This window comes from Microcoleus sp. S28C3 (assembly GCF_036700785.1).
Taxonomy (GTDB): Bacteria; Cyanobacteriota; Cyanobacteriia; order Cyanobacteriales; family Microcoleaceae; genus Microcoleus; species Microcoleus asticus.
This window is the reverse complement of record NZ_JAUBPO010000001.1, coordinates 70,276-85,259: the sequence shown is the minus strand read 5'-3', so window position 1 is coordinate 85,259 and position 14,984 is coordinate 70,276. Positions and strand designations below refer to the sequence as shown.

Below are 14,984 nucleotides of genomic sequence, written 5' to 3'. Positions count from 1 at the left end.
ATTTTTAAATTCCCCTCATGCCCTTGACGATTCTGGTTGCTGACGACGATTTCGCGACTCGCTTGTCGATTATCGATTATCTGGAAATTACCGGATACTCTGTAATCCCTGCTGAGAATGGCAAAGAAGCTTTAGGTTTGGTAGATGAATTTCAGCCCCACTTGATTGTTACGGACATTACAATGCCCGAGATGGATGGCTACGAATTCGTGCGGCGAGTTCGGACTCGTCCCGCTTTCCGCTTGCTGCCGGTGATTTTTTTGACGGAACGCACGAGCACGCAGGAACGGATTCGCGGCTATCAGATGGGGTGCGACAATTATCTGGCTAAGCCTTTTGAACTCCAAGAATTGGGGGCGGTAATTCGCTCTTTGCTCGATCGCTACGCTCTAATCGCTCAGGCCCCCTCTCGTTCGCCGGAACCCGAAACGACGCCAACAGAGGCGCGCAACAGAGCCAATGGCAAGACAGAAGCGGATTTTTTAACTCAAAAGTCAAACACGGGCGATTCCCTACGGGATAGCTCCGCTTCACGGGCATCTCCCAGCCAAAATGCCCCGAGTTTGACGCAGCGAGAGCGACAAGTGCTAGATTTGCTGACAGAAGGTCTTTCTAATATTCAAATAGGCTCCCGACTCAACCTCAGCCCTCGAACTGTCGAAAAGCACGTCAGCAGCTTGTTCAGAAAAACTGACAGCAACAACAGAGCAGAACTCGTTCGCTTTGCGATGGAACACCATTTAGTCAGATAACCGCCAACGCTCGCTCGCCCAATAAAATCACCTGCAATTGTCATACAAACACGAATAACAGCATGATTAACAATTACTTAAAAAATCCGAAAATTCTATATGGTACCGCATTAGCAGCTTCCATAATTTTCTGTATAGCCACGACATCAATGGGAATTACCAAATTTTACAGCGTTTTACAGGGTGGAGAAAACTATAACGATTTCCCTACCAACGGTTTCAGTCTCATCCGACTTCTAATTAACGGTTCCTACTTGATAGCAACAGTTACATATATTATTTGGATAAAAAAAAACATACAAGTTCCAGCTTTCTAGAAATTTGCAAGTATGCAATCCCCTTTCTGGCACTTGCGCTCATAGCTTATCCCCAAAGCAGTGACATTTATTTGTACTTGCATTACGGAGCGATGAGCTTACATAACATCAATCCTTATCTTAATAGTTCCGATACCTTCGTTTCTAACTTATCTCCCTTTCTCCACTGGTTGCAAACTTCTACCTACGGCCCAGTTTCTCTATTCTTTTTTTCGGTATCAGCATTGGCTGTACCAATTAGCCCTTTACTAGCAGTTTATATTTTTAAAATCATCTGCGTCTTGGTACACGCGCTCAATGCTTATTTAATTTGGCGGTTGCTAACAAGTTATGAAAATCGTAACCTCATAACAATGGCCTATTTAGTCAATCCCATGCTATTGAACGAGCAAATAACTAACGCTCACCTTGACGTTTTAGTTGCTAATACATTGATTGTTTTAATAGGATGTATTTATTATCAACGTTATGTTTTTGCAATTTTAGCAATTTGGGTGGGTTTTCTAGTAAAAACCTTACCTATAATTTGGTTGCCTTTAGTTTTTGCTTTCCTATGCAAGGAGCGTCGGTGGAAAGATTTAGTAGCATCAGTCTTGCTTTCTTTATTAATTGTTGCCGTGATAACTTATACGTTTCTGCCAACAGTTTCAGCTTGGAGAAGTCTGTTAAATCCCGGAGCCGCCGGGGCGACAGCTCGATCGTTTCACCATGCTCTCAATTTATTTCTAAATTTTCTGCCCAATGTAAGTGTTGAAACCACGGAAATTATTCTATCATTCTTCAAATATTTTGCGTATTTAAGTTGGATAGTTTACTATGCAGGGACGTTGATTAAATCCTTCCTCCGCAAAAATGACTCGGAAATTAATTTGGTATCAGATATTGGATGGACGACTCTCACTTTGTTTTTGTTTGCTACACCTTGGTTAATGCCTTGGTATCCATCTATTTTGCTGCCAATTGCTGCTTTGAGTATCAATTCTCCCAAATTTGTATTAACAAGTTTAACTTTTTCTTTGTCACCCAGTATCATCTTGGGAGGGGGAGCTGGAACAACTTTGATATCGCTAGTTACGAGTTTTGTTAGCGTTGTCCCCCCTACAGCATTGCTAATATTCGGGCGAAAAAAGGCACTTTTTTAAATTGATTGCTGGCGGCCAAGTGTTAATTTTTCTTCAGCAATCGCGTACTCCAACAAACCCTCGGAAGCATCGTGCAGCAAATCAATTACTCGATCGAATCCCTCCGGGCCGCCGTAGTAAGGATCTGGCACTTCTTTAAGGTCGTATTTCTGGCAAAAATCGCACATCAGTCGCACTTTATCTTTATACTTTCCTGTAGCATCCAGAGCAAGAATATTGCGATAATTGTCCCGATCCATCGCCAGAATCAAATCAAAATTTTCAAAATCTTTCCTGGTAAATTGGCGGGCTTCCCCTAACAATTCAATGTCTCGCTTCCGCGCCGCCAATGCCATCCGACTGTCAGGGGGGCTGCCAATGTGATAGCTAGCAGTTCCGGCCGAATCGCAGGTGATACGATCGCTCAAACCAGCTTGTTCTATTAAGTGATTCATAATATTTTCTGCTGAGGGCGATCTGCAGATATTTCCGAGACAGACAAACAATAATTTATAAGACATTAAATTAGTAATTGGTAATTATTAATTAGTAATTGGTAATTGGAAGGAATAGGAAAGAAAATTTTTCCTTCCAATTACCGATGTTTCCTGCTTCATACAAATCAACCAGTCATTAGCTATCAAGCCGTTATTAAACATCCATCACCAGTGACTAATGACTAATGACTGATGACTAATGACTGATGACTAATGACTAACCGAAACCGGGGAGATTCAGTCCGCCGGTGAGTTCTTCCATTTTCTCCCGCATCGTCATCGTAGACTTAGCGTAAGCATCCTGCATCGCCACCGTGACGAGTTCAGAAACCACATCAGCACCTTCACCGAGGGCATCCGGCGAGATTTCCACGCGGCGGGGTTCTTGGTTGCCGCTGAGAAAAACCTTGACCAAGCCGCCGCCGGCAGTTCCCTCAATTTCCATTACATCCAACTCTTCTTGGAGCTTTTTAGCTCCTTCTTGAACCTGCTGAGCTTTTTTGAAAGCTTCAGTCAGTTCTTTCATTTTTCCCAGGCCGAAGCCAAATCCTTGTCCTGATTTTGTCATAACTACTTTGTGATGGTGTGTGGGCTGGCAGTCTGCCGTTTCCGTATTACTTCAATGATGCCTTAGAAGGGAAACTCTCCCAGTATTCTAACTTCTGGCTCCAACAACAGCGACCACCGCTGCTCGACTTGCTGTTGAACGTGGCGGATCACTTGAAAAATATCATTGGCCGTTGCCGACCCGCAGTTAAGAATAAAATTAGCATGGCGCTGAGCTACTTGTGCGCCGCCGATCTGATATCCCTTCAGTCCCGCTTGTTCGATGAACCAACCTGCTGTCTTGGGGCCGGGGTTGCGGAAGACTGAGCCACAGCTCGGTAAGTGGTAAGGTTGAGTTGTCCGCCGCTGGCTGAAATGGTCATTAGTTTCTGCCATTACTTGCGATCGGTCGAATCCCGGCTGCAACTGGAAAGTCGCTTCTGTTACTAGCCGATCGCCCCCTTGCAGCACCGAAGTCCGGTAGCGGTACTCCAACTCTTGGGGAGTCAGAATTTCCACCTTGCCATCAGGGGATAGGACGCGAGCGCTGACCAGAATATCAGCAGTACAGCCTCTGTGAGCACCTGCATTCATCACCACAGCCCCTCCCACAGTGCCGGGTATGCCAACTGCCCATTCTAGGCCTTTCCAGCCCCGTTTAGCCGCCAACCAAGCGAGGCGGGGAATTGACTCCCCCGCCCCGGCTGTAACTTGACCTGTTTCTGGATTAAAATTCACCTGTTTGAGGTAGCGAGTGCCGACGACCAAACCGGACAAACCCCGATCGCTCACCAACAAATTAGAACCCGCACCCAGCAGAGTCACAGGCACCCCTTCAGAGTCAGCCCAGGCAAAACTCGCTTGCAAAGCCTCCATACTGCGGGGAGCAATGTACCACTCGGCAGGGCCGCCGACTCGGAAGGAAGTCAGGCTTGCCAGCGAAACTTGGGAGTTAATCTTGCAATCAGTTCCCCGCAAAGAAATAGGAGAATACACTCGTCGATTGTCCTTAACAGAGGAGTCATTCGAGATAGTCACCATCTTGAAAATCCTTAAAAATACCTGCGCTCGAAGACGTGGTTGAAAATTCATTTACCTAACTTATGCCGCCTCTTTGAGCGGCCCGCCAGATAGCAGTGTCGGTACAACCTGCACCGCCCTGGCTGTCGATCGACCTTCTGAGTGGGCGATTGAGCTAATCCGGGCGATCGGCTTTTTGATAAAAAGCCATAACATCTGGAATAATCTGATTCAGATTGCCAGCACCCAAAAACAGAGCCAAATCCCCCGGTTGCAGATTTTCGGTTAAAAACTTACTTACCGACTCCAGGGAAGACCGAAACTCAACCTCTCGGCCTTCTTTAGCAATCAAATCAGCAACTTGCTGCCCGCTAATCTCTCCTAAATTCGTTTCCCCAGCACTATAAATATCGCAAGCCACAACCAAATCAGCATCCCCAAAAGATTGAGCAAATTCTGGCAAAAATGTCAGAGTCCGGCTGTAACGGTGGGGTTGAAAAATCGCAACCACTCTTCGGGATTTGGGATTTTTTTCGCTACCTTCGATGCGCAAGCGAGCCGCCGCCAAGGTGACACGAATTTCGCTAGGATGGTGGGCGTAGTCGTCCACAAACAGGATGTCATTGTGAAAACCCCGCACCTCAAAACGGCGGCGAGCTCCTTCAAAGCCAGCAATCGCTGTGGCAATCGCCGAAAACTCTAACCCCAACAATCGACCCACTGCTACCGCAGCTAGTGCATTGCTGAGATTGTGTGTGCCTAGCAACTTCAACTCCATTTCCCCTAGGAAAGCTCCTCGCTCCCAAATGTGGGCCTTGGTGCTTTCGGCTCCGTACTCCACACCCGAAGCCGTGTAGTCAGCACCGCTGTCCGGCTGCAAGCTATAACTGACATGAGGCTGAAGGCAGTCTTTGACGATTTTGTCGTCAATGCAGCCCACCAAGGTTTGACAGTTTTGGGCAAACACCTTAAATGTGTCTATTACCTGGTCGAGGGTATCGTAATGGTCTGGATGATCCAGTTCCACATTCGTCACTATGCCAATTTTGGCTACCAGCTTGACGAGAGAACCGTCGGATTCATCAGCCTCGGCAACTAAGTAGGGGCCTGCCCCCAAACGGGCATTACCTTCCCAAGCATTTACCTCGCCTCCTACCACGATCGTCGGGTCTAAACCCGCCGCCATCAACATGAAGCCGATTAAGCTGCTAGTAGTAGTTTTGCCGTGAGTCCCCGCTACCGCTATGCTTTGGTAATCTTGAATTAACGCTGCCAACACATCCGATCGATGAAAAATCGGACAGCCCAAATCTAAAGCAGCTCGATATTCGGCATTTTCCGGGTGAATTGCCGTCGAACATACTACTTGAGGCAATCCCGGAATTGCTTGGGCGTTTGAACCGTTGCCGTTCAATTGGAGAGCTTCGGCTGTCGCGACAGAAGTCCCTACCGTACCAGCGACTGCCGAGGATACGGCCCTTTCGTGGGGCCCGCGGTCGGGACTGCTACCGTTAAGGGCCGTTTGAAATAATTCAAAATTGCTGGCGTCTTGACGCCAAAAAATATGAGCTCCCATTCCTTGCAAGCGCTCGGTTATGTGACTCGATTTAATGTCGGAGCCGTACACAGGCAACTTGCGTTTAGCTAGAATGTAGGCAAGGGCTGACATCCCAATCCCGCCAATGCCGATAAAATGAAATGGTCTACCGCTGAAATCAACAGAACTCGGCATCTTTGCTCCTCACACACCACACCACGCCAATAACACGCGATATCATATCAAGAATTGTTTTTTCAGGATACAGTTCGCTAGAGATTTTGTACAAAATTCTCTGCGCGTCCCTTGATTTGCGGGACTTGTAGAGATATTTGTCTTGTATCCTATATGACTTACTACCGAGTAGTTTTCCGGAACAGTCACAGCTCGAAAATTGCAGATAACAGAAAACGGGGTCTGGGGTCTGGATCAATAGACTAATTTTGGGTAGTTGCATACTCCTGCATTCTTTCTATTTCTATCCGCCTGCTGTGCTGGGATACGGCAGCAAGAGCCCCACAACTTTTTTACCAAGATTGAGGGAAAACCCATAAGGATTTACAAACACTACCACGTATGACAAAATTTCGCTCATTTTATAGTCATAAATCTACTTTTACGGCCATTTTCTCCTGAAAGTCAGAGATTGACACGATCGCAGCTATAGTATATATTTTTACTTGATTGTATGTATACAAGTTATGCAGTTACTCGAAATAGTCGAAAAGCCATTAATCAAACCAATGATTGGGTTTGATCGAGAAGCCGATGGAGGCTCTTGGCAGTCATTAAAATTTTTACCAATCCGCTAAGTATATCTACTGTCAAAACTTTTTCGCCCGCCAACAAACTAATGCTCGGGCGGTCGATAACCCACTCTAAACAAGTTGGCATTAATATTGGTAAGGTTAATCATCCAGTCCGAGAAGCACTCCGACGCTCGGAAACCGGTTTTTTAACTCTGATTGAAGGTTTGAAGAACTAAGGGGGTTAACAAAATCGGTTTTAGCGTCTAGGACGAGTCCAGGACGATCGCCAAAACTCCGATCCTCCAGGGGTTGGTCTCCGATGTGAAGCGAGGGTTTTGTAATAAACGAGCTTATGTTTAAAAGCGCACAAACATAAAATTTGCGCGATGTCTGTATTAATCCTGATTTTTGGGAAATATGGGGAAAATAGCGATTTTGGGGGGGACTTTTGACCCGGTTCACTGGGGCCACGTGTTGGTTGCGGAGACGGCTGCAAGTCAATTTGGTCTCGATCGAGTCATTTGGGTACCCGATCGCTCTCCTCCTCACAAGTGGCGCCCGGATTTGGCAAGTTTTGAGCGACGGCGGGAAATGCTCGCTCTCGCGATCGGCGATCGCCCAGACTTCCTACTTTCGCCGCCGGAGGCAAATGCCTCCAAGAGTTCTTTTGCGATTGACACCCTGCTGTATTTGCAAAAATTGTATCCAGGCGATCGCTGGTACTGGATTATTGGTAGCGACGCACTCCTTACTCTCCCCAAATGGCACCGGTGCGGCGAAATTGGCGGGTTGTGCGACTGGTTGGTGGCCCCGCGTCCGAGTCAGGGAGATGGGAAAACAGGAGAAAGCGGGGAGATTGGGGGAGTGTCCGAGTGGGGAGATTGTCCGGGTGGAAAACCCCTCGATTCCGGGGGGGACATGATGCTGGTTCAGGCAAATGCTGTTGGCCGGCGAGTTGCCGAACAAATGGCTCTTTTGGACGTGGATATTCGCTGGGAGGTGCTGTCCATGCCTGCGATCGAGATTTCGTCGAGCCAAATCCGCCGTTGCTGCGCCGAAAGTCGCGACCTCCGCTACTTAGTCCCGGAAGTTGTCCGGGCTTATATTGCGGCCCATCAGCTTTACCAGTAACCAGCGGCCGAATGCCGAATGCCGAATGCCTTCTGGCTTGCGATTTCTGCCTTCTAAAAAAGTTCCAGCTTTTTTGATAAACACAAAAAGTTAGAAAGGATCGACCTTTGCGATATGATCTTGTCTCATAAGTCAATTCTTAAATTTTTCCAAAATTTAAGCCTGAGCAAGGGGCTGCCATCATTAGGAGGTACAAGGTGATTAGAGTCGCGATCAATGGTTTTGGACGTATCGGCCGCAGTTTTGCACGCTGCTGGTTGGGCAGAAAAGATAGCCAGCTCGAACTGGTAGCTATTAATGACACTTCCGATCCGAAAACTAATGCCCACTTGCTGAGATACGATTCCATGATGGGAACGTTGAAGGATGTGGACATCAGTACGGATGAAAATTCGATTATTCTCAACGGCAAGACAGTTAAATGCGTGAGCGATCGCAATCCGCTCAACCTGCCTTGGAAAGATTGGGGTATTGATCTGATTATTGAAGCAACCGGCGTCTTCGTTGACCAGGCTGGTGCATCGAAGCATATCACGGCCGGTGCTAAAAAGGTGCTGATTACAGCTCCCGGTAAGGGGCCTGAGGTCGGTACTTACGTGATGGGAGTCAACCACCACAACTACAAGCACAGTGACTACACTGTCATCAGCAATGCTAGCTGTACCACTAACTGTCTAGCTCCCGTGCTGAAGGTGCTTCACGAAAATTTTGGCATCGTCAAAGGCATGATGACGACTACCCACAGCTATACTGGGGACCAGCGCTTGCTGGATGCCAGCCACCGAGATTTGCGGCGGGCCCGGGCTGCTGCGATGAATATTGTGCCGACTTCTACCGGAGCGGCCCAAGCTGTGGCTTTGGTGATTCCAGAATTAAAGGGTAAGTTAAATGGCATCGCCATGCGCGTGCCGACTCCTAATGTGTCGGTTGTTGATTTTGTGGCTCAGGTAGAGAAAAAGACTTTTACCGAGCAGGTAAATCAAGTTTTCAAAGAAGCGGCCGAAGGCCCCATGAAAGGGATTTTGGAGTACAACGATTTGCCTCTTGTTTCTTGCGATTATCGCGGAAACGATGCTTCTTCGATCCTGGATGCCAGCTTGACGCTAGTTATGGATGGCGACATGGTGAAGCTGTTGTCTTGGTACGACAATGAGTGGGGATACAGTCAGCGGGTGGTTGACTTGGCTGAATTGGTCGCCCAAAGGTGGGAAGCCTAGTACCCGAAGGCAGAAGGGATCAGTCATTCGGCAGAAGGTAAAAATGCTGATATTTTGTACTTTTGAGTCGATTTCTAGCTGACTGGTTATTTCTGTTTTCGAGCGGTAGAGACTTTTGGTAGTTGATAGTTGGCGAGTAGAAGATGCAATATCGTAGGGACACGGCAGTGCCGTGTCCTGCGGCCGATATCTGTATGCTGCTACTCCCAGCTATCGATCGAACTTTTTGCAATAATACTTCGATCGCGCTTTCGGGTCTGCTTGATGATAAATTTGTTGTTTGTTTGTAGTAAGCGCTTAAAATTGCTTTGGTTAAGTTCTCGGAAAATCCCAAATATTAAAAAAATAAAAATTCCGACTATAAAAGTTAAAAACCTGAAAAAATAGCAACAGCTACGGTACAGTGTTGAAAACAAAATGTGATATGAAAAAAGCGTTAATTAGCGGTATATCAGGTCAGGATGGAGCTTATTTAGCTAAACTGTTGCTCGATCGAGGTTATGAAGTTTGCGGCACCTCCAGGGACGCCCAAATTTCTAGTTTTGGAAACCTGGCCCGTTTGGGCATCCGAGACAGAGTTAAACTAGAATCCATGTCTCTCAACGATTTTCGCAGCGTCTTGCAGGTACTAGCGAAAATTCAGCCCGACGAAGTGTACAATCTAGCAGGTCAAAGTTCCGTCGGTCTGTCTTTTGAACAACCCGTAGAAACCCTCGAAAGCATTGCCACAGGCACATTGAATCTGTTAGAAGCAATTCGGTTTACAGGCGGAAAAATTAAACTTTACAATGCCAGTTCCAGCGAATGTTTTGGGGATACCGGAGGCAGTGCAGCGGATGAAAATACGCCTTTTCGCCCCAGGAGTCCTTACGCGGTAGCGAAAGCAACGGCATTTTGGGAAGTAGCGAATTATCGGGAAGCTTACAATTTGTTTGCATGTTCTGGTATCCTGTTCAATCACGAGTCCTCGCTGCGGCCGGAGAGGTTTGTTACCCAAAAGATTGTATCTGTTGTGTGCCGAATTGCTGCGGGCAGTTCCGAAAAACTGCATTTGGGAAATATTTCAGTGCAGCGGGACTGGGGTTGGGCGCCGGAATATGTGGAGGCGATGTATTTGATGTTGCAGCAGGAAGAACCGGACGATTATGTAATTGCCACAGGTGTAAGTTATCCTTTGGAGGAGTTTGTGCAGACAGCGTTTGTTTCTGCGGGTTTGGATTGGCAGGAACATTTAGTAACGGATGCGAGTCTCTACAGACCGACGGAGATTGCTGTTGGGAGGGGAAATCCGGGTAAGGCAAAAGAAAAATTGGGCTGGGAGGCAAAATATAAAATGCCCGATGTGGTGCGGATGATGGTAGAGGCGAGGATTGGTAAGGTTTGAGGATTTTTTCAGAAAATATAGCTCTTTGTTTGCAATAAATACCTGTTGTGAATTATCAGCGGTTGTGTACCCTTTTCAAGATGTGAAACAATGCAAGTAGTTATATTAGCCGGCGGTTTGGGGACACGTCTCCGAGAAGAAACAGAATTTCGTCCCAAGCCCTTAGTTGATGTGGGCGGGCATCCGATTCTATGGCACATTATGAAGACATATGCCCATTACGGTTTCCGGGACTTTATTGTATGTTTGGGCTATCGCGGCAACATGATTAAGGAGTATTTCCTGAATTATGAAGCCATGAATAATGACTTTACTATTTGCTTGGGCCGCCAGAATTGCATTACTTATCACGAGGATCACAAAGAACAAGATTTTAAGGTGACACTGGCAGAAACTGGCTCGGACACTATGACTGGGGGGCGGGTGAAACGTGTGGAGAAATACATTACTGATGATACCTTTATGGTGACATACGGTGATGGAGTTGCTGATATCGATATAGGAGCTTTGGTGAATTTTCATAAGGCTCATGGTAAGCTGGCAACTGTTAGTACAGTTCGTCCGATATCGAGATATGGTATTTTAGATGTGGACAACCAAGGCAAAGTTCTGGAATTTACGGAAAAACCTCAAATAGATGGCTGGGCTAGTGCGGGATTTTTGGTACTTCACCGCAGCATATTTGAGGCTTTGAGCGGGGATGATTGTTTTTTTGAGCGAGAGCCACTAGAGCGGTTAGCGAGCCAGGGACAATTGATGGCGTACCGCCACGAAGGTTTCTTTTTTGCGATGGATACTTACCGCGAGTATAAATATTTGAACGAACTTTGGGATAATGGAGAGGCTCCTTGGAGGGTGTGGGAATGAGTGAGTTTTGGCGCGATCGATCGGTATTAGTCACAGGTTGCACAGGTCTTTTGGGTAACTGGTTAGTGGCTGAGTTGCTGGAAAGAGGAGCCTTGGTAACGGGATTAGTCCGTGACTTGGTGCCGCAATCCCGACTTTATGCTGGAGAGTGGTATCGGCAAATTAATATCGTTCGCGGTTGTGTAGAAGATTTGTCAACGGTAGAACGAGCGATTAATGAGTATGAAGTAGATACGGTGTTTCATTTAGCAGCTCAGACAATTGTGGGAGTTGCAAATAGAGAGCCGTTGGCAACTTTTGAAACGAATATTAAAGGCACTTGGAATATTCTAGAAGCTTGTCGCCGCGTTGGAGGTGTGAGCCGAATTGTCATAGCATCCAGCGATAAAGCCTATGGAGACCAGTTAGTGCTGCCTTACAGCGAAACAACTCCGCTGCAAGGAGAACACCCTTACGATGTTTCTAAAAGCTGTGCTGATTTAATCAGTCGGGCTTATTACGTCAGTTACGGTTTGCCCGTGTGCATTACTCGCTGCGGCAACTTTTACGGCGGCGGAGACTTAAATTTTAATCGCATTGTTCCGTCTACAATTCGATCGGCATTACGAGACAAGCCGGTAGTTATCCGCAGTGATGGCACTTTTATTCGGGACTATTTCTATGCGAAGGATGGGGTTTTAGCTTATCTCCATTTGGCTGAGCAAATGGACAGGGAAGAAGTTTTGGGAGAGGCGTTTAATTTTAGCAACGAGTTGCAAATTTCTGTGCGGGGCATGGTAGATAAGGTTTTGAAATTGATGGACAAGACTCATTTAGAGCCTGTCGTATTGAACCGGGCGAAGAATGAAATCAAACATCAGTATCTCTCGGCAGATAAGGCGAGAAAAATGCTCGGTTGGGAGTCTAAGTATCCTCTCGAAGAAGGGTTGAAAGAAACAATTGAGTGGTATCAAAACTTTTTGATGGAGGAAAACACCTGTGTCATCAGCGTGTGATTGATAATTTCTGTGACTCGGGTTTTAATTTTCTTTCTCTTATTTGATACTCAAGGGGGCTAATTCGGTGCCATCTAAATGTCGTTTTTGCAGTCACCTATTGGATCATACTTTTGTAAATCTGGGGATGTCGCCGCTGGCGAATGCTTTTCTATCTCAAGAGCATCTGAATTGTGCAGAGAAATTTTATCCGCTTCATACTTATGTCTGTGCTAATTGTTTTTTAGTGCAGTTAGAAGAGTTTGAATCACCAGATAGCATCTTCAGTGACTATGCTTATTTTTCTTCTTATTCAGACTCTTGGCTGCGGCACGCCAAGAATTACACTGATTTGATGGTGGAGCGCTTTGGATTTGACGCAAACAGTCAGGTAGTTGAACTTGCTAGCAATGATGGCTACTTACTCCAGTATTTTCAGGAAAAAGGAATTCCAGTATTGGGGATTGAACCTGCTGCAAATGTAGCTAAGGTTGCTGAGGAAAAAGGGATTCCCACTTTAGTCAAGTTTTTTGGTGTGCAAACGGCTAAAGAGTTGGTTTCACAAGGCAAAAAGGCAGATTTGTTGCTGGGAAATAATGTGTTGGCTCATGTGCCTGACTTGAATGATTTTGTGGCGGGGATGAAAATTCTCCTGAAACCCAAGGGCATATTGACAATGGAGTTTCCTCATGTATTGCAATTAATTCAAGACAATCTGTTTGACACGATTTACCACGAGCATTTCTCTTATTTTTCGCTGTTGACGGTTGAGAAAGTTTTTGCAAGTCACGGTTTAACTTTGTTTGATGTGGAGGAATTACCGACGCACGGCGGTTCTCTGCGGATTTACGGGAGGCATGAGGATTTTGAGAGTATAGCAGTTGGCGATCGCATTTCCCAACTGAAAGCTAAGGAAGTGCAAGCAGGGCTAAATCAGATTGAAATTTATGTAGGATTTTGCGAACAGGTTAAGTCTACGAAGCGCCAAATGCTCAGTTTCCTAATTGATGTCAAAAACCAGGGCAAATCAATTGCGGGCTACGGTGCGCCGGCGAAGGCTAATACGCTGTTGAACTATTGCGGTATCCGCACGGATTTGATTGATTATACGGTGGATTTAAGCCCGCACAAGCAGGGTTTGTTTTTGCCGGGAACTCAGATTCCGATATATCATCCAGATAAAATTCGGGAGACTAAACCGGATTATTTGGCTATCTTGCCTTGGAACATCAAGGATGAGATAGTAAGTCAGATGGATTATATCCGCGAGTGGGGAGGTAAGTTTGTGGTGTTGATTCCTCAAGTCGAGGTAATAGGATGAAGTTTACTGAAACGAAGCTTAAGGGAGCTTATGTTATTGAGGTAGATCCCCTAGCAGATGACAGGGGTTTTTTTGCCCGCAGTTGGTGTCAAAAGGAGTTTGCAGAACATAGATTGAATCCTAATTTAGTGCAATGCAATATTTCTTTTAACCTGAAAAAAGGTACTTTGCGGGGGATGCACTATCAGGCCAAACCGCGCGAAGAAGCAAAGTTAGTTAGATGTGTAAAAGGCGGAATTTATGATGTAATCATAGATTTGCGTCCAAATTCGCCTACTTTTAAAGAGTGGTTTGCGATAGAGCTAAACTCCGAAAATCGCAAGATGATATATATTCCTGAAGGTATGGCTCATGGCTGTCAAACTTTGGCAGATGATACTGAGGTTTTTTACCAGATGTCGGAATTTTATTATTCTGAATTAGCAAGGGGAGTGCGGTGGGATGATCCAACTTTTAGTATTGATTGGCCGGAGATATCTCAGCGCGTAATTTCGGAAAAAGATCGCAATTTCCCCGATTTTGTGCTATGAAAAAAGTCCTGGTTACGGGGGCAGGGGGTTTTGTTGGCAGACACTCGATCAACACGCTGGTGGAACACGGGTTCGAGGTTCATGCTGTCGCTTCTAAGACTTTGCCGACTTTAAGTTCTGACTGTACGTGGCATCTGGCAAATTTGTTAGATCATACATTCATTAAAGAGGTAGTTTGTCAAGTAAAGCCAACACATTTGTTGCACTTTGCCTGGTGTTATACTGTACCCGGTCAATATTGGAAATCTGAAGATAACTTTTTGTGGGTGCAGGCAAGTTTGGAATTATTGAGGCAATTTCGAGAGCAAGGTGGCGAGCGAGTAGTGATGGGTGGAACCTGCGCCGAGTATGATTGGAAGTATGGTTATTGCTCGGAAGTTGTAACGCCGAGAAATCCAGATACTCCCTACGGTATCTGTAAAAAAGCTTTGCAGGAGATAGTGAACTCCTATTCCGAGACGACAAGTCTCAGCAGTGCTTGGGGACGTATTTTCTTTCCCTACGGTGATTACGAGTACCCAAATCGGCTGGTTTCTTCAGTGATTCTTTCTCTGTTAAAGGGAGAGGCTGCTCGCTGCTCTCACGGTAATCAAATCCGGGATTTTCTGTATGTACAGGATGTTGCTGATGCTTTTGTGGCTCTGTTAGAGAGTGAGGTGACGGGTGCTGTTAATATTGGATCGGGACAGCCGATCGCGATTAAAGATGTTGTTTATAAAATAGCAGATATAATCGGGCGATCGGATTTAGTGCAGTTAGGTGCTATTGCGTCTGCCGCGAAAGAAGCGCCTTTGTTAGTGGCTGATGTGACTCGTTTATCGAATGAGGTAGGCTGGCTGCCCAAATTTAATTTGGAAATGGGATTAAGGCAAGCTATAATCTGGTGGAATAATTCAAATTATACAGGATTAAAAATTGAGTAAAAAGTGATGCTACCAGATACAAAAAACTATAAATATTTCGCCGTAAATGGATCTTAAGTATGCAGAGATGCCCTGTTTGCAATTCTAACTTAATAGCC

General features: G+C 45.9%; 15 protein-coding genes. 10 read left to right on the top strand and 5 right to left on the bottom strand.

The window, feature by feature from the left end:
- The first annotated feature begins 17 nt into the window (after window positions 1–17).
- The gene (locus QUA13_RS00360; protein WP_333195754.1) at window positions 18–752 is read left to right on the top strand and encodes a response regulator transcription factor; all 735 of its coding nucleotides are present in this window, start codon (window positions 18–20) and stop codon (window positions 750–752) included.
- Between the two features lie 409 nt (window positions 753–1,161).
- Window positions 1,162–2,211 (top strand): hypothetical protein, encoded by a 1,050-nt coding sequence (locus QUA13_RS00355; protein WP_333195752.1) that lies wholly within the window; start codon window positions 1,162–1,164, stop codon window positions 2,209–2,211.
- On the opposite strand, the gene QUA13_RS00350 is transcribed toward QUA13_RS00355, so the two are convergent.
- The 5 genes from QUA13_RS00350 to murC all read right to left on the bottom strand — a co-directional run bounded on the left by QUA13_RS00350 (window position 2,208) and on the right by murC (window position 5,985).
- Window positions 2,208–2,711: a low molecular weight protein-tyrosine-phosphatase gene (locus tag QUA13_RS00350; protein ID WP_333195750.1), complete on the bottom strand. Its 504-nt coding sequence runs from the start codon at window positions 2,709–2,711 to the stop codon at window positions 2,208–2,210. The two genes, QUA13_RS00355 and QUA13_RS00350, sit on opposite strands and share 4 nt — an antisense overlap.
- A gap of 193 nt (window positions 2,712–2,904) precedes the next feature.
- Window positions 2,905–3,255, bottom strand: coding sequence for a YbaB/EbfC family nucleoid-associated protein (locus tag QUA13_RS00345; protein ID WP_006634273.1), 351 nt, complete (start codon window positions 3,253–3,255; stop codon window positions 2,905–2,907).
- Window positions 3,256–3,317: 62 nt separating this feature from the next.
- Window positions 3,318–4,274, bottom strand: a complete 957-nt coding sequence (gene murB / locus QUA13_RS00340; protein WP_172185842.1) for a UDP-N-acetylmuramate dehydrogenase — start codon at window positions 4,272–4,274, stop codon at window positions 3,318–3,320.
- Window positions 4,275–4,334: 60 nt separating this feature from the next.
- On the bottom strand, window positions 4,335–4,469 hold the full coding sequence (locus QUA13_RS00335; RefSeq protein ID WP_333195749.1) for a hypothetical protein: 135 nt from the start codon (window positions 4,467–4,469) through the stop codon (window positions 4,335–4,337).
- Complete coding sequence (gene murC, locus QUA13_RS00330) at window positions 4,429–5,985, bottom strand: UDP-N-acetylmuramate--L-alanine ligase (RefSeq protein WP_333195747.1); 1,557 nt, start codon at window positions 5,983–5,985, stop codon at window positions 4,429–4,431. Before murC ends, QUA13_RS00335 begins: the two co-directional genes overlap by 41 nt.
- Before the next feature lie 971 nt (window positions 5,986–6,956).
- Between murC and nadD the strand changes: the two genes are divergently transcribed.
- From nadD to QUA13_RS00290, 8 genes are all read left to right on the top strand, one after another.
- On the top strand, window positions 6,957–7,670 hold the full coding sequence (nadD, locus tag QUA13_RS00325) for a nicotinate (nicotinamide) nucleotide adenylyltransferase (protein ID WP_333195745.1): 714 nt from the start codon (window positions 6,957–6,959) through the stop codon (window positions 7,668–7,670).
- 197 nt (window positions 7,671–7,867) lie between these two features.
- Complete coding sequence (locus tag QUA13_RS00320; protein WP_172185783.1) at window positions 7,868–8,887, top strand: type I glyceraldehyde-3-phosphate dehydrogenase; 1,020 nt, start codon at window positions 7,868–7,870, stop codon at window positions 8,885–8,887.
- A 424-nt stretch (window positions 8,888–9,311) separates the two neighbouring features.
- Window positions 9,312–10,271 carry a GDP-mannose 4,6-dehydratase gene (locus tag QUA13_RS00315; RefSeq protein ID WP_333195743.1) on the top strand — a complete coding sequence of 320 codons (960 nt, stop codon included), beginning with the start codon at window positions 9,312–9,314 and terminating at the stop codon, window positions 10,269–10,271.
- A 90-nt stretch (window positions 10,272–10,361) separates the two neighbouring features.
- Window positions 10,362–11,138, top strand: a complete 777-nt coding sequence (gene rfbF / locus QUA13_RS00310) for a glucose-1-phosphate cytidylyltransferase (RefSeq protein WP_333195741.1) — start codon at window positions 10,362–10,364, stop codon at window positions 11,136–11,138.
- Complete coding sequence (locus tag QUA13_RS00305) at window positions 11,135–12,133, top strand: GDP-mannose 4,6-dehydratase (RefSeq protein WP_333195739.1); 999 nt, start codon at window positions 11,135–11,137, stop codon at window positions 12,131–12,133. Before rfbF ends, QUA13_RS00305 begins: the two co-directional genes overlap by 4 nt.
- A 67-nt stretch (window positions 12,134–12,200) precedes the next feature.
- Window positions 12,201–13,433 carry a class I SAM-dependent methyltransferase gene (locus QUA13_RS00300; RefSeq protein ID WP_333195737.1) on the top strand — a complete coding sequence of 411 codons (1,233 nt, stop codon included), beginning with the start codon at window positions 12,201–12,203 and terminating at the stop codon, window positions 13,431–13,433.
- The gene (gene rfbC / locus QUA13_RS00295) at window positions 13,430–13,963 is read left to right on the top strand and encodes a dTDP-4-dehydrorhamnose 3,5-epimerase (RefSeq protein WP_333195735.1); all 534 of its coding nucleotides are present in this window, start codon (window positions 13,430–13,432) and stop codon (window positions 13,961–13,963) included. Before QUA13_RS00300 ends, rfbC begins: the two co-directional genes overlap by 4 nt.
- Entirely contained in the window at window positions 13,960–14,886 is a 927-nt protein-coding gene (locus QUA13_RS00290) for an NAD(P)-dependent oxidoreductase (protein WP_333195733.1), read from the top strand. Before rfbC ends, QUA13_RS00290 begins: the two co-directional genes overlap by 4 nt.
- Window positions 14,887–14,984 lie beyond the last annotated feature (98 nt).